General features: G+C 29.0%; 16 protein-coding genes. 6 read left to right on the top strand and 10 right to left on the bottom strand.

Annotated features, from left to right (window positions below; translation table 11 throughout):
- Window positions 1–3: 3 nt before the first annotated feature.
- From CDLVIII_RS09880 to CDLVIII_RS09860, 5 genes are all read right to left on the bottom strand, one after another.
- Complete coding sequence (locus CDLVIII_RS09880; protein ID WP_009169310.1) at window positions 4–1791, bottom strand: sensor histidine kinase; 1788 nt, start codon at window positions 1789–1791, stop codon at window positions 4–6.
- A gap of 260 nt (window positions 1792–2051) precedes the next feature.
- Entirely contained in the window at window positions 2052–3149 is a 1098-nt protein-coding gene (locus CDLVIII_RS09875; RefSeq protein ID WP_009169309.1) for a glycosyltransferase, read from the bottom strand.
- A 51-nt stretch (window positions 3150–3200) separates the two neighbouring features.
- Window positions 3201–4601: an MFS transporter gene (locus CDLVIII_RS09870; protein ID WP_009169308.1), complete on the bottom strand. Its 1401-nt coding sequence runs from the start codon at window positions 4599–4601 to the stop codon at window positions 3201–3203.
- A gap of 286 nt (window positions 4602–4887) precedes the next feature.
- Window positions 4888–6996 (bottom strand): methyl-accepting chemotaxis protein, encoded by a 2109-nt coding sequence (locus CDLVIII_RS09865; protein ID WP_035301715.1) that lies wholly within the window; start codon window positions 6994–6996, stop codon window positions 4888–4890.
- Window positions 6997–7250: 254 nt separating this feature from the next.
- The gene (locus CDLVIII_RS09860) at window positions 7251–10226 is read right to left on the bottom strand and encodes an HAD-IC family P-type ATPase (protein WP_009169306.1); all 2976 of its coding nucleotides are present in this window, start codon (window positions 10224–10226) and stop codon (window positions 7251–7253) included.
- A gap of 233 nt (window positions 10227–10459) precedes the next feature.
- Between CDLVIII_RS09860 and CDLVIII_RS09855 the strand changes: the two genes are divergently transcribed.
- Window positions 10460–11080, top strand: a complete 621-nt coding sequence (locus CDLVIII_RS09855; protein WP_009169305.1) for a hypothetical protein — start codon at window positions 10460–10462, stop codon at window positions 11078–11080.
- A gap of 49 nt (window positions 11081–11129) precedes the next feature.
- On the opposite strand, the gene CDLVIII_RS09850 is transcribed toward CDLVIII_RS09855, so the two are convergent.
- Window positions 11130–12383 (bottom strand): DUF445 domain-containing protein, encoded by a 1254-nt coding sequence (locus CDLVIII_RS09850; protein ID WP_009169304.1) that lies wholly within the window; start codon window positions 12381–12383, stop codon window positions 11130–11132.
- A gap of 150 nt (window positions 12384–12533) precedes the next feature.
- Here CDLVIII_RS09850 and CDLVIII_RS09845 point away from each other — a divergent pair, with 150 nt between their 5' ends.
- The 5 genes from CDLVIII_RS09845 (at window position 12534) to CDLVIII_RS09825 (ending at window position 16822) form a co-directional block, all read left to right on the top strand.
- The gene (locus CDLVIII_RS09845) at window positions 12534–12968 is read left to right on the top strand and encodes a hypothetical protein (protein WP_009169303.1); all 435 of its coding nucleotides are present in this window, start codon (window positions 12534–12536) and stop codon (window positions 12966–12968) included.
- Between the two features lie 8 nt (window positions 12969–12976).
- Entirely contained in the window at window positions 12977–14113 is a 1137-nt protein-coding gene (locus CDLVIII_RS09840; protein WP_009169302.1) for an HMA2 domain-containing protein, read from the top strand.
- A gap of 13 nt (window positions 14114–14126) precedes the next feature.
- Complete coding sequence (locus tag CDLVIII_RS09835) at window positions 14127–14375, top strand: hypothetical protein (protein WP_009169301.1); 249 nt, start codon at window positions 14127–14129, stop codon at window positions 14373–14375.
- Between the two features lie 76 nt (window positions 14376–14451).
- Window positions 14452–14670 (top strand): hypothetical protein, encoded by a 219-nt coding sequence (locus CDLVIII_RS09830; protein ID WP_009169300.1) that lies wholly within the window; start codon window positions 14452–14454, stop codon window positions 14668–14670.
- Window positions 14671–14707: 37 nt separating this feature from the next.
- Window positions 14708–16822, top strand: a complete 2115-nt coding sequence (locus CDLVIII_RS09825; RefSeq protein WP_009169299.1) for an HAD-IC family P-type ATPase — start codon at window positions 14708–14710, stop codon at window positions 16820–16822.
- Between the two features lie 111 nt (window positions 16823–16933).
- Here CDLVIII_RS09825 and larB read toward each other — a convergent pair whose 3' ends face one another.
- From larB to CDLVIII_RS09805, 4 genes are all read right to left on the bottom strand, one after another.
- Complete coding sequence (larB, locus tag CDLVIII_RS09820) at window positions 16934–17680, bottom strand: nickel pincer cofactor biosynthesis protein LarB (protein ID WP_009169298.1); 747 nt, start codon at window positions 17678–17680, stop codon at window positions 16934–16936.
- Between the two features lie 72 nt (window positions 17681–17752).
- Entirely contained in the window at window positions 17753–18568 is an 816-nt protein-coding gene (gene larE / locus CDLVIII_RS09815; protein ID WP_009169297.1) for an ATP-dependent sacrificial sulfur transferase LarE, read from the bottom strand.
- 159 nt (window positions 18569–18727) lie between these two features.
- Window positions 18728–20089 (bottom strand): nickel pincer cofactor biosynthesis protein LarC, encoded by a 1362-nt coding sequence (gene larC / locus CDLVIII_RS09810; RefSeq protein WP_009169296.1) that lies wholly within the window; start codon window positions 20087–20089, stop codon window positions 18728–18730.
- Window positions 20090–20359: 270 nt separating this feature from the next.
- A complete protein-coding gene (locus CDLVIII_RS09805; RefSeq protein WP_009169295.1) occupies window positions 20360–21526 on the bottom strand; it encodes an aldo/keto reductase in 1167 nt (388 codons plus the stop codon).
- Window positions 21527–21792: the final 266 nt, after the last annotated feature.

Below are 21792 nucleotides of genomic sequence, written 5' to 3'. Positions count from 1 at the left end.
TCATTAATTACATTGTTTTTTCATTAGTTCATCGAGGTAAATCTGTAATTTTACTTCCGTTCCTTTCTTTAACTTGCTATCAATTTTAAATTTCATATTATTATTGCAATACATCTTCAAACGCATATAAGTATTTAAAATACCAATACTCTTACTTCTATTGAGCATGTCCATTTCTGCATCTTTTAATTTATTCATAATCAAATTTAGTTCCTCTGCACTCATTCCACATCCTGAGTCTAATATTTCTATAAATAAACTGCTCTCATCTTTGATTATGTTAACATTAATCCCTGCTTTATATGATACTTCTTCAATTCCATGAACACACGCATTTTCAACAAACCCTAAAATAGATAACTTCGGTATTTTTATTCTTTTACATTCTTCCATAATATAAAAGCTATAAGATAATTTATCACCAAAACGATACTTTTGAATTTGAAGATAATTTTCTACAAATAGCATTTCATCTTCAATTGTAATAAAATCCTCCCCCCAATTTATTGTAGTTCGCAGTAATGTAGATAAATTTTCAATTACATCTGCAGTCTCTATTTCACCCTTTATCAAGCTTCTCATGCGAATACTCTCGAGGGTATTAAACATAAAATGAGGATTGACTTGACTTTGCAAAGCTTTTAGCTCCGCCTGCTTTTTAGCTAGTTCAAGCTTTTGCTTTTCTGCATCTCTCTTAAATACAACTTCTATTAGTTCCTTAATTCTTAAAACCATTAAATTATAGCTACGAATTAAATTTCCAATTTCATCATTGCCATAACTACATTGTATTGTGAAAAATTCCTCATTTTCTACCTTACCTAAATATTTACTAAGTAATGTTACTCTATGCCTAATAGAATACGATACTAAAAAAATAATAATAGTTGGTAGTAACAAATTAAATATTATTAATCCTAACAATATTTCTTTCCGTTCAGCAATTCTAGATAAAAGATTTATTTCATCTTCTGTAATAATAATATTCCACTCCTCATTTGCTGCTTTAAAGCTAAAAGAATCATTTAATTTGACTGCCTTATTTTCAATACAATCTACCGTATCAAATTCCTTCCATCCATCATTTGATACTTTATTAGAAAACAAAATAAAGTCTTTATTGCAAACATATAAATTGCCATCCATTTTCTCATTCAAAATATCATTGTATATTACATTATAATCTACATCTATTTTTAAAATATTTTCATTTTTAGAACTAAAGTTGTCTAACTTTCTAATAATACTAATAGTTCTAGGCATACTACTATTTTGAATAATCTTTTTATCATTATCATAATAAACTGAAATAGTCATATTTTTATTGTTATTACAAAATTGTTTATACCAGTCACTCTCTCGAATTTCCGGAGTCAATTTTCTAAAATTATTGCTATTGCTTATAGTATCATTATCTGTGTATATTGTAACTTGATATACATGCTGTGAATTATAGTAGTAATTGATTACATTATTTTGCAGCAAAAAATTATATTCTTCATAATATTGAAGAAGGTTATCATATTTTTGAGTAATAAACTGATTTAATCCTACATCCTTGTGTAAATGATTTGATACTAGTACGCAATTTTCTAACACTGCCTCTAAATTATATTTAACTCTATCTATGGCATATTCCATATTGGTCTTCTGTTCTTTTACTTCATTTTGTTTAATCGTTAAATAGAATACTGAATTGGTAACTATCATAGGAATTAACACACAAAACAAATATATTAATAATAATTTTGACTTAATACTATAATTATTTAGAACATCATATCTTTTCATATATATCTCTCCAGTCAAAATTACAAAATTTATTATATCTAATAATACATTATTATTGATTTCAAATCAACTAATTGTAATTTAAGTAAATTTTATCCATGAATTATTATAATTCTATTTTTAAAATTATAAATTGATGATTATCTTTAATTTTATAAAAATACTGTATATAGATTCACTCAATCCATATACAGTCTTTTATGATTTGTTTTTATAGTTCTATTTTTTAAATTTACATTTTATCAATACTAAGCTGCTCATCACATATTTAAAATAAAATCTACAATATCTTTTGAAACATTAGGATTAGAATAACTTTTTTGAGATATTTTAATTTCACTCAGTCTTTGTCCATTATTTGCAAGTAAGTCACTTATAATATACTTTATGCTTTTGTTGCCTGTACATACCACTCCAAGATTATATTTTTGCACAAATTCTGGATTTCCTTCTTCTTGACCTGGAAGTGCGCCTGTTATTACTAGAGGTACGTTACATGCAATAGCTTCCATCATGACATTAGGACTGCCTCTAGTAAATGCAATATCTGAAGATATCATTAGATCTTGTACATTTTCCGTAAATCCATAAATTTCAACCCTCCCCTTATACTTTTCTCCTAAGGTTTGTTCTAATCTATTCTTCAATTTTTTGTTTCGGCCTACAGCAATTTTTACAATACAATTGAAGTTATTAAGGAGAATTTCAGCTATCTTTCTCATGTTGCCTACACCTTCTCCCCCACTCATTATTAGGCATTTTAAAGGATTATACATATTATATTCCATATTAGATCTTATAACTTTATGAAATCTAGAACGTACTGGGAACCCTAAAGTTTTTACTTTTCCCTCAGAAATACCGTATTCTATGCACTTTTCTTTTGCTTCATAAGTTGGACTTATAATATAATCTGCTCTTTTATCTGCCCATAGTGGATATATACTTACAAGATCGGCAATTAGAGTAATGAATGGAATCTCAATATTATTTTTTTCTAATATATTAATAATGGATCCATTAAAATTTGGGTGAACAGATAAAATTAAATCTGGTTTTATTTTCTTTAATAGCTCCATAAAATTATGTTCTATTAATAATTCAACAGCTTCATTAACTAATGATGCTTTAATCATTGACAATTCCCATATAAGTTCCCATAAATTTTTAGAAGTTCTGGTTATAGGTCCATAGGATTTGCCTATTTTAAGCAATGTGCTTCCACCAAGTGAGAATCCATCTACAACATTAACATTAATCTCCTTGTTTTCTCTAAAGTTTTCACATAGAGACTCTGTTATACTCTTATGTCCATGACCTGTAAAATCAGATGAAATGATGAGTACATTTTTAATCATAATATCAATCCTCTCATTATTCAGATTATTAAATATGATAAGTTGTAATTACTAAGGCACAATCAAATCTGCCCGCTTACGAAGAATTAATTTAACTTTTCCAATATCCTGAACATTACTTTCAGCCATTTTTACATAGAATATTGCTGCTGGAATAAAAAAGATTTGAAATATAATAAGAGTGATTACATAATTGCTTGGTTCTCCTGCGTATTTTGATACAACTGTAAGTAAATAACCAATCCCAACATTGCCTAAAGTTCTACCTAAGCTGCTTGCAACATTAGCTATACTAAAAGCTGTTCCCCTGTGCTCTGGAAGATTCACATCTGTTATTAATGCAAGCCAGTTGGGTGTGTTTGCAGACTGGGCTGCTGAAGCAAGAAATGATAATACGAAAATTAAAGTCATCCAAGGATTCATAACTATCTGTTTCAGTAAACTTAATAAAATTGCTAATGTACTCTCATCGTATATTTCTAAGTTTTTCATTGGAATTGCAAACATTGCAGAATAAAGCGGCATTGCTATACATACAAAAAATGAAGTTAGTATCGCTCTTCCCTTGTAAGTTTTCCTTTGAAACTTATCCCCGAGATAACCAAAAAATCCTGTTGTTAGTCCACCTAATTGAAATAAGGCATAAAGATACCCAGCAACAATAATAGCTGTCGTATTACTGTACCCTTGCTGTTGAACTTTCGAAATATACAATGTAGGAAGCCATATTAAGCTTCCCGTAGAAATATTTAAGAAAAATCCTTGTAAAAGTAAAAATATATTGCTATTCTTTAAAATTATTTCTTTAAGCTGACTAATTTCTATCTTATAAATATAATTTTCCCCTTGTTTAACTAACTTTTCTAATTCAGGTTCTGATTCTCCGAGCCTTGGTTCTCTTATAAAAAGATATAAGCTAATTAATAAAAAGCCTACTATGCTTACTATTTCAAAGGGCTTTCTCCAACCTGAAGATGTACCAATTAATGATGCTATCAGCGCTCCTAAAATTCCTCCAAAACCTTGAGACATTCCCCAAAAGCTTAAAATCATTCCACGAAATTTATACGGAATATAATCGCTCAAAGTACTAAATCCAATTGATGATATGCATCCCAATCCTATTCCAGTTAAAACTTGAAAAATCAATAATTCAAGATAAGTACTGCTATAGGAAGTTAAAAGCACCGATGATGACCAAATAATAGTTCCTATAATAATAAGCTTTCTCCTATTAAGTCTGCCCGCAAGATATCCCCAATAAACTGATGATATTGAAGTTATTAAAATATTAATAGCCGAAACAATTCCAAGTTCAAATAAGCCTATATTTAAATCACTTGCAATTGAGGAGAATAATGTTGGAAATAATCCTATAATAACATTATCAAAAGCTGCTAGAGTTACAAAAACAAATATAGTATAAATCATCTTCCAATTAAGATTATTCATAGCGTCCAAGGCTCCTTTAGTTTAGTGCATATCTAAACATTATATAAGACTAAATTTTAAATGCTGCATTCTTTGAATCTAAGCTTAATAAATTTATATGGATTTTATTTTATAAATATATTTCTTTCTATATAAATTAACATTCCATGTATCAAAATTAACATTTATAATACATTTCAATGCTAATTTGTTCTGAAGTAATATTCATTCATATCTTAATAATATATATCTATATGATTCATATAATTTGAGGTAAGTAAATTATATGTTACAGTGATTTACATTCTTATATTTTAAATATTGATATAACTTCTAAAAGCTTATCTGTACATTCCTTTGTTTTAGCTGTTTGTTCTATAACCCCTTCTGTTAAATAGACTACATCATTTGACTTTGCTGCAATTGTAGTTGTTCCTGCTGCACCTTCATTTGTTGCCTGTGAAACTTCATTTATCGCTGTAATAATATTTCCTGTCCCACTAATTAGTTCCTTGGATATCTCCCCAATACTATTAACCAACTCATTAAATACTACAGCATCATTTCTATATTGCTCTCCTGCATCAACCAATTTATCATAATCTTCAATTACTTGATTTCCAATAAAGTTAATTACCTCATTTGATGTTTCCTTCAGATCATCTACAGCCCCAACTACTTCTTTGTTTATTTTTTGAATTTCTATTGCTGTCTCTTTTGAAGTTTCTGCAAGCTTTCTTATTTCCTCTGCTACAACAGCAAATCCTCTGCCAGCTTCTCCCGCTCTTGCTGATTCTATTGCTGCATTAAGTGCTAGCAGATTAGTTTCTTCTGTTATTTCTAGTATTTTACCTGTTAATTCATTTATTTTATCTACAGCTTTAGCTTTACCAACTGCTGTTTTTAAACCATCTTGCATTTTCAATGCTACACCATTTGATACTTCTTTAGATTTAATTGCATCTGATTTTAAATTTATTGCTCTTTCTTTGATTTCTTTTGCTGCCATTTCACCAGTCATTATATTTGCTTCCATAGTCTTTATTACAGTTTCCATGTTTGTTGATGATGCATTTACTTCTTCAGTTGAAGCTGCTGTTTCTTCCATACTTGCAGATAATTGTTCTGTAGTAGCAGATACATCAGAAATCATTATATTTAAATCATCAATCTTTTCTTTAGTCACATTAACTGAACTCAAAACTATATTACATTCATCATTTATTTCAGTTATTATATTTTTATAAGATTTTTGCATTTCACTAACCGATTTGAACATCTTACCTATTTCATCTTCTCTCTCAAGATACTTATTATCAATTTCTATTGTAAGATCTCCACTAGCTAATAGTCTCATCTGCTTCTCTGCATATTTTATGCCTTTTGTCATTTTCCTTATTACAAAACCTATTACTAATATCACAATTATCAGTGATATTAATGCCGCTGCTAAGATAACATTAAATATCTTATTGTAACTTTCTAGTATCTTTTCATTAGGAATCTCACTGCATAAAATCCAATTTGTTTTGGTATTTTCTAAATTGACAGGATATGATACCATTAGAACCTCTTTATTATCTTTTACTGACTTTCCATAAGTATAAGACTCTTTTCCTTGTGAAGTTTCACTTATAATTTTACCTAAATCATCACCACTTTCTTTAGCATCCTGCATTTTCAAGCTTGGATCTTCCCCACTAGCTATGTAAATCCCCTTGTTCGATATTAATTCAACAGTTCCACCAAGTGGCTTTTTCTCTAACACTAATTCCTCTAATGTATCAAGTTTATAATCTAGTGATATTACACCTAAAAATTTCCCTGTATCATCTAGTATCGGCATTGCTAAAGATACCATTGAGACGTCTTGTCCATTTACATTGTAGACTGTCGGTTCTGTAATATAAGTTCCTTTTAATTCTTTTGGCTTATTATACCAAGTCATATCTGTTTGATCATCATAAGCTGGTAAAACTACTACTTGATTACCATCCCTGCTTGCATATGGTATAAACATTCCATTCTCTGCAAATTCTTTTCTGCCTTTATACTCTTCATCTTTTCCATCAAATGCATTTGCTTCAAAGGCAACAGTCACTCCAAATACTTCAGGATGTTCATTTAATATTCCCTTCTGCATTTCAATAACTAAATCTCTGTTTTGTAAGTTAAGATCTATTTGCTTGATTAAAGAATTTCTTAGATCTTCTCCTATAACTTCTAATCCTTCAAAATTAGATGTAATCTGCGTTGCATATGATGACGTTATTTCTTTTGCTAACGTTTCACTATCATTTATGCTTTTTGATTTTATTTGTATTAGTATACTTGAGAATACCCCTATGTAACACATAAATATTACTGCCACTATAATTATGTTTATTTTAGTTCCAAAATTCATTTTTTTTATCATAGTCATATCCTCTCCTTTAGCGACATGTAAAGCTCTAAAATAAGTAGCTTCAGATATTAGTTATTTTTTTGTACTATTTAATCAAAATATATACTATTTTATAACTTAAAATCTATGCTTTAACTAAGATTTAATTCAATCTTAAGTGAATATTTACATTACTTAAATGTTCGTATAAATAAAAAATATATAGATTTTAAATAAATTTTGCTGTTAAATCATTTAAAACCTATATATTGATTGTGCCCTATCCTTTAAATCTTTGATAATGTCGTAGTTCCTGAAATAAGTAGTATATCTTTCATATTTAATGATACTGTGGAAAAAAATGAACTCATATTAGGAATATATAATATTCCTCCAAGCATTATTAAACATGCAATAGTTGAAATATTCATATATTTATTTTTCCTACTTTTATCATTTCTGCAATCGTACACAGTAAACATCTGTGAAATAACCAAATTAGTAAAAGCTAATGTCCTCGCCTTTTGCAAACTGGCTCCAAACAATAACGCCCCTTTAAATACTCCAAATGTTGCTAAACCAACTATAGCTCCTGTCTTTAATATATTTTTCTTAAGTTTCTTATCAATAATTTCATAATCGTTTGATATTGGAGGATTTTCCATTATATCCTTAGCTGGCTTTTCAAAAGTCAATGCTGCTCCCAATATAGATTCAGATACAACATCTATCCATAATATTTGTAAGGATAGAAGCATTGGAATACCACCAAGCACTGATGCAGATAATATAGCTATTATTTCCCCTAAACATCCTGTAAACAAATATCTCATTGAATTTCTTATATTCATATTTACTGTTCTGCCCTCTTCAATAGCTGCTACTATCGTTGAAAAATTATCGTCAGTAAGAATTATATCTGCTGTATCTCTAGCAACATCACTTCCGTTTTTTCCCATAGCTATTCCTATATCTGCTTCTTTAATAGCTGGTGCGTCATTCACACCATCACCTGTCATCGCGACTACTTTTCCTGCTTTCTTAAAAGCTTTTACTATTTTATACTTCTGCTCAGGTGACGTTCTTGCAAAAACTTGTATTTTATTAATTATAGAAGCTAATTCATCATCACTCATATCATTTAATTCAGTTCCTGACATTACTATCCCATCTGTTAAAAGTCCTATTTTTCTCCCTATAGCTGCGGCTGTATTTTTATTATCTCCTGTTATCATTACTACCTTTATACCTGCTCCTTCGCACTTTCTTATACATTCTTTTACTTCTTCCCTTGGCGGATCTTCCATACCGACTAATCCTAAAAATACAAAATTATTATCTATATTTTTACTGTCTTTTAATATTTTCTTATAAGCAAAAGCTAAGACTCTCAGTGCTTTTGATCCCATTTCATCTGCAATCTGCTGTAAATTTTCCTTATCATTGCTGGTAATCAATCTTTCACTACCATTCTCATAAATTCTTGTACATTTATCTAATACTTTACTTACTGAACCTTTACAATAAGCTTCTCTTTCTTCTTTGTCTTCAACTAAAACTGTCATGTATCTAGTTGAACTATCAAATGGAATTTCTTCTACTCTTTTATATTTATTAATTATCTCATCTACTGCCATATTATTTTTAGATGCAGCTATTAATAAAGCGCCTTCTGTTGGGTCACCATGAACCTGCCACTTTCCATCACAGTTAGATATGTTAGAGTTGTTGCAGAGTACACCCGCAGTTATTATTTTATCTAAAGATTCTTTTTTATTTATTTCTCCAGACTTAAGTATTATATCTCCTTTAGGCTTATATCCCGAACCTATAACCTCATATATATTATTATCAACATGAATTTCTTTAACAGTCATTTCATTCACAGTAAGAGTTCCTGTTTTATCACAACATATTATATCTGCAGCTCCCAGGCTCTCAACCGCCTGTAATTTCCTTACAATCGCATTCTTTGAGGCCATCTTTTGAACCGAAACAGACATAGCCGCTGTTACTACTGCTGGCAAACTTTCAGGTATTGCTCCTATAGCAAAACTTACTCCAAAGATAAATACTTGTACTAACGATAATCCTCTAAACGCTCCTAAAGCGCTTACCCCCATACAAATTACAAACGCTAATTTAGTAATTTTGTTAGTAAATTTCTTTATTTTCTTCTCAATAGGAGCAGATTCATTTTTTATATTCTGAAGCATAAATGCAATTTTTCCCATTTCAGTATTTAATCCTGTAGCAACGACAACAGCTGTGCCTCGACCAGATAGTATATTAGTCCCCATGTAAATCATATTATATCTATTAGCTAATTCTTCATCCTTATTACATATATCACTGCTTTTACAAACTGCTGCACTCTCACCTGTAAGAACTGCTTCTGAAGCCTTCAGGTCATAACATTCTATTATTCTAGCATCTGCCGGTACTTTTTCTCCTGCTTCAATAATAATTACGTCTCCCGGAACAACATACTTTGCATCTATAATATACCTTTTTCCATTACGTATTACTGTTGCATTGCGCACCATCATTTCTTTAAGAGAATATAAAGATTTTTCCGCTTTATGCTGCTGTAATGTGCTTAGTATAGTCTCAATAGCTGTAAGTCCCAAGATAGCTACTGCATCTGCAATCTGACCTAATATAAATGATAATGTTCCTACACCAACTAGTAATTTAGTAGAAAATTCATTAATGTTTTCAAAAACTCTCCTAATTAGTGATTTTTTTTTCGCTTCTGATATAACATTTAATCCTATTTCTCTTATTTTACTATCTACCTGGGCTTTTAAAAGACCATTTGCAAAATTAGTGCCAAGCTCTTTTTCAATATCAGATACTTTGATTGCGTGATAATCTTTACTGCTTGGTGATCTTGAAACTTTGTTAAGAGTTCCTTTTGCTTCATGTGTTTTTAGGTTTTTTTCTACATTTTCAAAATTTATAGCTTTTCTATGTTTTAAAGATGCTGCTTCTATATCTATGGGTTCACTGTTTTTTATTCTTGTGGAAATTAATCTATATATTTGTTTTTTTACAAATTGCTCATTTATTAGTTTATCGTCGTAAACAATTAATAAACTTCCTGTAAATGCATTTGCCTTACAATACTTAACTCCAATTATATTATTAGCTAATCTTTCTATATCTAAAGCTTTTTCTGCATCTCTATAAATATATTGTATATACACCCTTACTCTTTTATATAGTATTTCATTGTTAGTTATTTTATAAGCTAAAGACATCTTTTCCTCCTACTATTTTTATTTTACGTTAATTGTATGTTCCTCATTTGTTGAAAGATAAATAAATTTTTTCCAGCAAAAAAATATTTATTCATGAAAATCTTTGTATTCTTATAAATGCCAATATTTACATGAACATTTAATATTAAATTAACTTTAAATTTAAATAAATTTTACATTGGTCGTTTATTATCTTATTTGTAATCAAAATTAAATAGAGGCAGGTGTTGGCTATGGTAGCTAAAGAAGAATATGTTATGGGTATGCATATGCATTTAATCGAAGAAAAATGTATAGAAGTATTAGAGCAAGAACTTGATACATTTTTTGAAATACGTCTAAAATCTATTTATTTGATTTATGAGTCATATATAAGGGGTTATGTAAAAAACTTTAATGATGTTATTAAATGTCTTAATCTTTCTGAGCATGAGATAAAAGCTTTTATTGAAACTGTGATATATAAAATAAGTAAAATAATAAATTGTAGTTTTTCTAAATGTGCTATATATTTTAATAAGAATAATGAAAAGGAACAACATATTCATTGCGTTGAAAATAATATTAACGAATTTAGAAGAACAGAAAAAGTATTGAGCTTTTGTGAGTGGGTTTTAGATAAATCTTCATCAAAGATGTTTGAGGTATGCTGCCAGGGCAAAATAATTAACTATGCTTTTAATGGTTCGAATTTTCCCAAAAAAATTCTTGGCAGCATAAGTTTAAAAAATCAAAAACAAAAACATAGTGATATTATACTTGAACAATTAAAAGGTTTTTTACTAAATCTAAAATGTGATCTACGAAATGGTCTTCTTCAATTAATATTCTTTTTAATTAATTCAGAATACTAGCTTAAAAAAATCTTTATAGAACTATATGGTAAAGGCATACTTAAACTTGTTACCTAAATACTACTCTGATTATTCCTAATATCAAACCAATAAAAAATCCGCAAATTGCTCCATTTACTCTTATCCACTGCAAGTCATCTCCAACCTTATATTCTATTAATTCTATTAATGTCTTAGTGTCTATCTTTTCAATGTTTTCTTTTACAAGCTTTCCTATTTTCTCGTGATTATTATTAATATATTCTGATGCCTGCCCCTGTATATACTCCTCTAATTTATCTATTAATTCAACATTTGATAAAGCTTTTTCTATTACCTTATCTATTGATGGCAGCATTATTTTTTCTATATAATTATCATCATTAATATATATTAAAATTCTACTTTTTAATCCATTTAAGCTTTCTACTATAAAATCATTTAACTTAACATTATCAGGCACGCTGCTTTTAAACTCATCTATCTTTTGTATAATTATTTCATCGCTGCTAATACTCTTTATATTGTTCTCCATTAGTTCAAGAATCATTTTTCTGTTTAAACTATCTGACTTCTTTAAGTCATTAAGCGCAGAAATAATTAAATTTTGAACTATGCTGCCTATTTTATCCTTTCCTACAATATCTATTACTGTATTTAGCATGTATTGTTTTATCTTACTTGATCCTAATTTTTTTACAGTACTAAATACTATATCCCCTGCTTCCTTTTTTATTTCCTCTTTCTGTACTAATTCCGTGCATTTCTTAATCAAAGCATCTAGAATTTTTTCTTCATAATTATTCTGTAAAAATATTTTAACTCCTGTCTCCAGAAGTTTTCTAGAGTCTAACTTATTTAGATAACCTCCTATTAAATCGAGTAAGTATAATGAAAGTTTATCTATAGAAATATAATCTATGGTGCTTTTTATAATGTAGTTAATCTTTGATTTTACTTCTTTAGAATACATATTATTTTTACATATATTTAAAACCCTTCTTACAACATTCAACTCCTGAACCTTATTAATAATGCTGGCCTTATTCAATAAATTGTTCTCTACAATTGAAACCAAGGCTGTAGTTATTTTTTGACGATTCTTTGGCAGTAATGCAGTATGAGGAATTTGGATACCAAAAGGATAGCGAAAAAGTGCTGTTACTGCAAACCAATCTGCAATCCCACCTACTAGGCCTGCTTCAAATCCACTTCTAAGTATCATCATTATAATTATATTATCTGATGAAAATAGCGTAAGGAGAAAACCTGCAAACATAATAACTAATGATATTGAAGCCTTTTGATTAGTTTTTATTTTCATGTTATACCCTCCTCTTATTGTCAGTATGTAAAAATATTGCAAAATTTATACCATATATAAATTTTTTTAAATCCCTATTATATTTTCTTTATATATGGGTACAATAAATATTAAAATTTTATAAAAATAAATACTTTGGAGGTAATTTATATGGAAGAAATAGAAGAATTAAACCAAGAGATCAATGGACTTAAAGGAAAATACGACTCATTGCTTCAAAAATTGGATAGCATAGAAAAGGAAAATGCTCAAAAAGAAAATAATATTAAGCAAATGGAAAATAATTTTACAGTTATAAACAATAACCTAAAGGAACTTATGGAAAAAATCGATTCTGTGATTGAAGAAAAAGAAACAACTAAAATGTTCAGTAATACCAGAAAAAATAATTTTTCTTTTATGAACATGGTTGCCTCTCCAATGAGAAAAGCTACTGTTGGTACTATGCGCGCAGTTTTCTCCATGACTGATTACGCTTCAGAAAAGGTTGCTCATGCACGTGAGGGCTTAGAGGATATAGTTGCAGAAGCTCAATATGAAAATAAAAAAAGAAGATCAACCATGATGCCTAATGCTGAAGGTTAAAACCAAATATGAATATAAAAAAGTTATCGTCAATTCCAGGAAGAATACGTTTATATATAGAGGGGCTTAAAGGAAATTTAAGTGCAGTTATAAATATAAAAAATCTTCTAAAATCAATTCCTAGTATAGATTCAATTCATATTAATATAAAAACCGGAAATATATTGTTAACTTATGATTCATATTGTATTGATGAAGATTTGATATGCAATGTCATATCTTCATCACATATTAAAATAAATAATTTAAATAGTATAACTTATACTGAAAATAAATTAAATATTTTTTCCAAGGAATTATTTTCAGGTACAAAATCTCTATCTCACAGGCTTTTAGCCATATCAATATCTGCAGCTTCTTTTTTACTTTTTACGGCTGAACCTATTTATACTCTTTGTTCTCTTATTTTTGGGATTCCTGCAATATTATATATTAATTCATATGTTTCACTTAAGTACATATTAGAAAATGCTGCTTTAAATGATATTCATATTAAAGAAGCTAATTCTATAGAGCGTATTAGAAACATCAATTATATTTTAATACATCCCCAAATAGTATTTAATGATTGTTACTTAAAAAATCCAAAATTAATGGACCATCCTGAAATAGACGGTTTTATATATGCAAAAAAAGTAACTGATCCAATTAACATAGAAGCTAGAAGTTTAATAAAAAACCTGAGATATATTGGAATTAATAATATAGCTATTCTTGAAGATGATCAAAATAAGAAATTAATATTATATGCAAATAAAACACTTGGACTTTATAATATTAAAGAAGATGCTAAGCACAATAATTTAATAATTACTCAAGAAAACGTTTTCCCAAACATTAATGATATAGATAGAAGCCTTATATTAGGTATACTTCATGGCCTCAAATCTTCCAATAAAGATATTAACATAACTTGCCACGAATTATCTAAGATTCCATGGATAATTCAAGACTGTAGAATCAGCCAAGAATACTTAGTAAGATCTCAAGCTGTTGCTATAAGCATAAATATATTGGGCATCTTTTTTGCTTTAATCAAACATATAAATTTAAGTGGAACTATTCTCTTATATTTTCTAAATACATTTGGAAATTTATTTTATATTAGACATAAAACATTAATGCACACTAAAAAACAATATTAAGGAGTTACTATTTATGGAAAGCAAAAAAACTTTAGAAACAATTGAAATGGATTTATCATCTATAGAAAAAAGAGTCAACGAAATTATAACACTCAGCTTAAAAGCAATAAAGGAAGATCCGTCACTTGAAAAGGAAATACTAAATGCTTTTATGACTACATCTTCGAGAATAAGTAATTACTTTTTTAAGGAAACAGAAAATACTAATACTGAACATGTAGGCAAAGCCATAGTAAAATATGCAATGTTTAAAAAATTTTAATAACACTCTATTGTATAAATTGTATTTCAACGGACATAATTAGAAAAAGCATTATGTAATAACTGGAGGTATTTAAATGATATTAAATAATAAGAAATTGCTTTTGGGATTTACTTTAGGCTTTTTAGGTAATTCCTTATATAGTTCAATAAAAAAAAATACATTGAATTATTCTTCAAATAATAATAGCTTTTCTAGAAATACTATAAAAGATGATGATATAATTAATAGTTTTAAAGAACTAAAGGAACAAGCAGTTCTGCTTGAAAGCAGATTAAATGAATTAAAAAAATGATATTCATTTAATTCTAATATTGATGAGGTGATTTATTTTGGAATGCTTAAGTGCTTTACCAGGAAGAGTACGATTTAAGTCGTTAAATATATATTATAATACAGAGCTTTCAGAACACATAGAAAAATACATATTGAGCCTATATGGGGTAAAATCTACTAAAATCACCAAACGTACTGGCTCAATTCTAATTATGTATGATATTAAAAAAACAAACTTACATATACTTAAAGAAGATGTAGAAAATGCTCTCTCTACGAGCATTATTACAGATAATACCAAATTAAATAATTTCCAAGAATATTTTCATGCAATAGACAATAAAAAAAGATCCAAAAGAAAATTTTTATTTTGGAGCTTATTTTATATTTTTCTTAAAATAAAAAACTCTACTTATGGTAAGTTTCCAATAAGCAGAAATTTAACTGTACTCAAGGTTGCTTCTTTAGTGACCATTGTTAGTGGATATCCATTAATTAAAAAGCTATATAAAAAATTTGCAAAACCGCTGCCAGCAAATGAAGATATTTTACTAGAGCTTACTGCTTTATCTTTTACTATTATGAGAGAAAGCTCTAAAGGTATTTTAGTTCTTATGCTGAAAGCCTTAAATGACTACATTAAATTTTCTGCCGAAGTTGAAAGTAGAAAAGCACTGATAGATTCATATAATATTAATTATAAAATGGCTTGGATTAAATCGCTTAATGGAGATAAAATTTTAGTTTCAATAGATACCTTGAAAATTGGAGATTTTATTTATGGTAATACTGGTGAAGTGATACCTGTCGAAGGTATTATTGAAGATGGAAATGCAGTCATAAATACTTTATATCACTCAGGTCAGCCTATAATTTCACGTATAAGTAAAGGAGCTAAAATTCATGAGGGAACTGCAATAATTTCTGGTGAACTAACAATTAGAATCCTTAAATTACCAAACTTCACAGAAAAACAAGATATTTCACCGGAAAAATTTTATCTTAACAATAGAAGTAAAAAATTTCAAAGCAAAGTTACTAATTTTGCAATATGGGCTGCTGGTTTGAGTTATATATTCACCAATAATATTTTAAATGCATTCTCTGTATTTTTAGTATTAAGCCCTAAAGCCACATCAGTAGCTTTAAATTCTGGAATTAAGAACTACATCTCATTGCTAAACAAGAATGATATTTACTTAAGAAATCCAAATGTATTCCAGAACATATTGAATATAGATAAAGTTATCTTCGATAAAACAGGAACTTTAACCTATGGAAAAATGAATATTATATCAATAATATCATTTGATAATAAATATTCTAAAGAAGAACTTCTTAAGATATGCACTGCCTGTGAATATGAGCATTTTCATCCAATCTCTATAACATTACAAGATGCTTGCAGTAATTTTGAAATTAGTAAGCTTAATAATTCTGTACTTCTACCATCTGAAGGAATAAAAGCAAATTATGATAATAAAGAAATACTAATTGGTAATATGAAACTAATGGTGGATAATCAAATAGATATATCACAAGGTATAAAAAATTACATGGAATATCAAGAAAAATCGCTTCCCCCTATTTTTATAACTGTAAACAAAACTCTTACAGGCATGTTGATTATTGATGATATTATAAAGAAGGATTCTAGGGAGCTAATTAACAGACTACGATATGATGGAATAGATAATATCGCTATACTAACTGGAGACTCCTATTCAAAAGCACAAAAAGTAGGTCTTGAACTTGGAATATCACAAATATATGCCGATATGAATTACTGTGAAAAAGCTAATATAGTTAAAAATGAAAGTACTGAAAATACTGTTATGATGATTGGTGATGGAATTAATGATGCATTGGCTATGAAAGCTGCAGATGTTAGCGTAAGTTTTGCAAACAGCTCCTACGATATGATAAAACTTCACTCAGACTGCCTAATATATGATGATAATTTGACCAAACTTGCTGATTTAATATTTCTATCCAAAGCATCCTATATAGCTATTAATCGTACTATACTTTTCTCAAAGATATATAATATTACTCTTGGTTTTATTGCTTTTGCAGGTGGTTTAGATATATTTGCAGCAAAATCCCTAAATACTTTAAATTCACTATTAGTATTACTTCTTAATCAAAGGATTTATTATATAAGTCGCTAAAAAATTCAATATACATAAAATAAAGACTGTAATAAGATTTTATTTTCATTCTTATTACAGTCTATTGATTTATATATATGTTGCAATTATTTTTTCTATAAAAACTTTGATCTATAATTTATTAATTATACTAGCATTATAGGCTGCACCAAATCCATTATCTATATTTACTACGCTTACTCCACTAGCACAGCTATTTAGCATTGATAATAATGCTGAAATTCCACCAAGATTTGCTCCATAACCAACACTTGTTGGAACTGCTATTATAGGTTTGTCCACAAGACCACCTACAACACTTGCCAAAGCTCCTTCCATCCCGGCAATTACTATAACAACTTTTGCCCCTCTGATAACATCTAATCTTGAAAAGAGCCTGTGTATACCTGCAACACCTACATCTGTTATTTTAATTGCTTTATTTCCAAAGATTTTAGCAGTTTCATATGCTTCTTCTACTACTGGTAAATCAGAAGTTCCAGCTGCAACTATAGCTATATAACTTTCTGTAAGAGGCTGTTTTTTTTTATTTATTGTTATTGTTCGTCCAAGCTTATTATATTCTGCATCCTCACATATTTCCTTTACTGCATAAAACATTTCCTCAGTAGCCCTTGTACCTAATATGTTATTATTTTTTGTAAGCATGAATTTAACAATTTCTTTAACTTGTTCCACAGTTTTTCCTGCACAATATATAACTTCTGGATAGCCAACTCTTATTTCTCTATGATTATCTATTTTAGCAAATCCCAAATCTTTAAAAGGTAAATCTTCTAACTGCTCAAGAGCTTTGTCTATCTTAACTTTATTATTTTTAACACCTTCTAATAGATCTCTGATTTCTTCTTTATCCATTAAGACTTTTTCCTCCTTAATTTTCTATTACATTTTAATAGTTTATTACTGCCTTTAATCAACATACTATCTTTAATTATTAGAAATTTTATTTATAGTTTCGTTAAAGCTTCCTACTCTATAGCCTTGAAGATCTAACGAGACATATTTAAATCCGCACTCTTTTATATTCTTTGCAATATTATCTAAAAGCTCTTCATCAAATAATTTACTTCTATCAGATCTAGCCACTTCAATTCTTGCTAAATCCCCGTGACATCTGACTCTAATAGCTCTAAAACCTATGCTCATCATATATTTTTCTGCATTTTCAATTTTCTCAAAATCTTCTTCTCTTAATTCATTTCCATAAGGTATCCTTGTTAAAAGACATGCATATGGTGGCTTATCCCAAGTATTAAGTCCTAGTTCTTTTGAAAAAGCTCTTATTTCTGCCTTTGTTAATTTACATTCTAAAAGAGGACTTTTCACGTCTAATTCCTTTAAAGCTTTAAGTCCTGGTCTATAATCACTTATATCATCAAAATTTGTTCCATCAATTACACAGTCATAACCTTGCTTTTTAGCTACATCTAATATCATATTAAATACTGCTGTCTTACAAAGATAGCATCTATCTTCTGGATTAAACCTGATCGAATCAATAATTGGAGCCTTTATAATCTCATGCTGTACTCCAAGTTCCTTCACTAATTCCTCTGCTTCTGCTATTTCCCACTTTGGAATATACGGAGAAAGAATTGTTACAGCTTTTACTTTATCTCCAAGTGCTTCTTTAGCTGCTTTAAGTAAGAAAGTACTATCTACTCCTCCTGAAAATGCTAAAACCACTTTTCCTAGACCTTGTAAATACTTTTTTAATTCGATGTACTTTTCATTGTTTATCATTTATTTTACACCTCTCGCCCACAAATTTAATTTAAATCTTGTTTATCCGATAGCTAGCATCCGTAACCCTTAAGCTTCTTTAAGTTGCTGGTAACGGCTGCACGCTCCTGGACATTATGCCCCTTAAGGGTATAAGTTCCACTAAGATTCAGATGAGAATCAAACTTCATTTGAATCAATTCTCACTTGATATACTGCTTTATATACCTTATCAATAGATACATTTTTTTCTTTAGCTATAGTCTTGCATTCCTCATATTCCGGTTTATACTTCACCAATTTTCCTTTATAATAAGACTTTTTAATTGTAATATCTCCATACTCAGTTTTTACTTTTGAAAATTCTCGGTCTAGCATTATCTTTTCAACCTCATATTTTCTTATACCTATTGAAGTTGTTTCCTCAAATATAATGTCTAACACAGCTTTTTCACTCTGTTCATCAACTAATACGCTTAATTTTACTCCCGGTCTTCCCTTTTTCATAGATATAGATGTTTTAAATACATCTAAGGCTCCCGCCTCAAAAAGCTTTTCTTCTATGTATCCATAAATCTCTGGATTCATATCATCTATGTTAGTTTCCAAGATATATTGCTTTTCTACTTTCTCAAGACTTTCCGCATCTCCTAGATATATTCTTAAAACATTTGGAATTTCTAAATCTCTATGTCCTATTCCATATGCAATCTTTGTAATTGAGAAATCAACTTTTGAAGTAAATTCCTCGACATTTGCTGAAAGTATTGCTGCCCCAGTAGGAGTAGTTGTTTCAAATTGCACTATTCCAGTATTTATAGGAATATTCTTCAATATTTCTGTTGTTGCAGGGGCTGGCACTGGCATAAGACCATGAGCACATTTAACGAAACCACCTCCAACTTGAACTGGAGATGCAATAATTTTATCAACATTTAAATAATCTAAACAAATAGCTGCACCCACCATATCTACAATTGAGTCAATAGCTCCTACTTCATGAAAATGCACTTCATATAAAGCTTTTCCATGAACTTTAGCTTCTGCTTCTGCAACCTTCATAAACATTTTTAAACTAAGTTCCTTAACTCTATTACTTAAATCACTTGAATTTATTATACCTTCTATGTCCTTTAAGTTTCTATGGTGATGCTCGTGATTATGAGCATGCTCCTCATGATTATGCGTATGTCCATGACTATGATCATGTTCATGAGTATAATCATGTTCGTGAGCATGATTGCTATCATCATGATGGTGGTCATCTTCATTGTGATGATAATGCTCATGCGAATGTTCATGTAAAGCTTGCTCTGAAACATGTGCTTCATCTTTAAGTTCATCTTCTAATATAACATCCACTCTAGTTCCTGTTATTCCAAGTTTTGCAGCTTTTTCTACTCTTATTTCATATTCAGAATTTAAATTAAGTTTTGAAAGTTCCTTAACTAAATATTCCTTAGGTACACCTAAATCTATTAATGCCGCTAAATTCATATCACCACTTATGCCACAAAAACAATCGTAATATAAAATCTTCATGTTTATCACTCCTTATCGTTGTTTAAGCTTATTTGATTCATTTCTATCCTATTAAATTATATTATGAACATTTACATTATCAAAAATTTATTCTATTTCTCTATGCAAATGAAATATTCTCTAATTAAATATTACTATACTAAAAATCATATATATTCTTAGGGTTTTGATCCACTGCTTAAAATTCTTTAACTATATTTCTTAAGCCTATACCCCTAAAATATATATGATTTTATTAATTGGTGTTTTTAAATATCTTTTATATACTGTTTATGCAAATAATGCTTTAACATTTTTAAGTTCTTGACGAATCTTAATTGCTTGTGGACAATGACTTTCACATTTACCACACTCTACACACTTATCAGCTCTTTCTCCCTCAGCTAATCCACCAAATCCGCTATATCTAGCTTTTAATTCTTTTTCTGTAGCTGGAGTTACAAATATATTATATTCATTATAACATGAAAAATTCTTAGGGATATTTACACCAGCAGGACAAGGCATGCAGTATTCACAAGCTGTACAATTAACCTTTATTCTTTCCTTAAATGCATTCTTAACATTATCCATTATTTCTAACTCTTTTTCAGTTAATGAATTAGGCAATGCTTCACCTGCAACTCTTAAATTTTCTGTTACGTTATCCATAACATTCATACCACTTAAAACTACAGATACTTCTGGGTGGTTCCATACCCATCTTAATGCCCATTCTGCTGGAGATCTCTTAATTTCTGCTTTTTCAAAAGTATTCACAACTACTTCTGGTAGATTTCTTACTATCTTACCACCTCTAAGAGGCTCCATGATAACAACTCCTAACCCTCTATCTGCAGCATATTGTAATCCCTCTGTTCCAGCTTGAAATTCTTCATCGAGATAATTATATTGAATTTGGCAGAATGACCAATCATAATAATCTACTATATCTTTAAATACATCTAATTTATCATGGAAAGAAAAGCCTGCATATCTTATTCTTCCATCTTTAATTGCTGAATCTAAAAATTCATCTATTCCTAAATTTTTTAAATTTTCCCAAACACCTGCATTTAATGCATGCACTAAATAAAAATCTATTTTATCTGTTTGGAGACGTTCTAATTGTTCATTCAGATATTTGTCCATATCTTCTCTAGTCTTAATTAACCAACTAGGAAGCTTTGTTGCAAGGTTAACTTTTTCTCTATATCCATCCTTTAGCGCTCTTCCTACAAATGGTTCACTTTGTCCTCCATTACCCATACCTGTACCATGATAAGGATATGCAGTATCTACATAGTTAACTCCTTCATCAATAGCATGACGAATCATTTTTATGGCTTTCTCTTCATCAATTTTGGTAGTATCACCATCAATAATAGGTAATCTCATACATCCAAAGCCTAGAGCTGAAACCTTTTCATTTGTTTTACCCAATGTTCTGTATAACATACAAACCCCTCCAAAATAAATTAATATAATTAAACAAACAAGACATTGTTAATGAGTGGTAAAATCATTTTGGTTATTCCAGCTCTTTCACTAAATCTCATTTATTATTTTTATTATGTTATATTTTCAAATTCATTCTATCACTTAAAGTCAACTCAAAGTCAAGTATTTTTTAAATCTTGCGGTGTAAAATGAAAATGTAACTTCTTGATTGCAATAGTAAAGTCTTGCTTAATTACTTTAGTCTTGAGTTAGTTAAACTTAAA

It is taken from the genome of Clostridium sp. DL-VIII (genome assembly GCF_000230835.1).
Classification (GTDB): Bacteria; Bacillota; Clostridia; order Clostridiales; family Clostridiaceae; genus Clostridium.
Note: the sequence above shows the minus strand (reverse complement) of the source record. Positions and strands in the feature narration are given on the sequence as shown.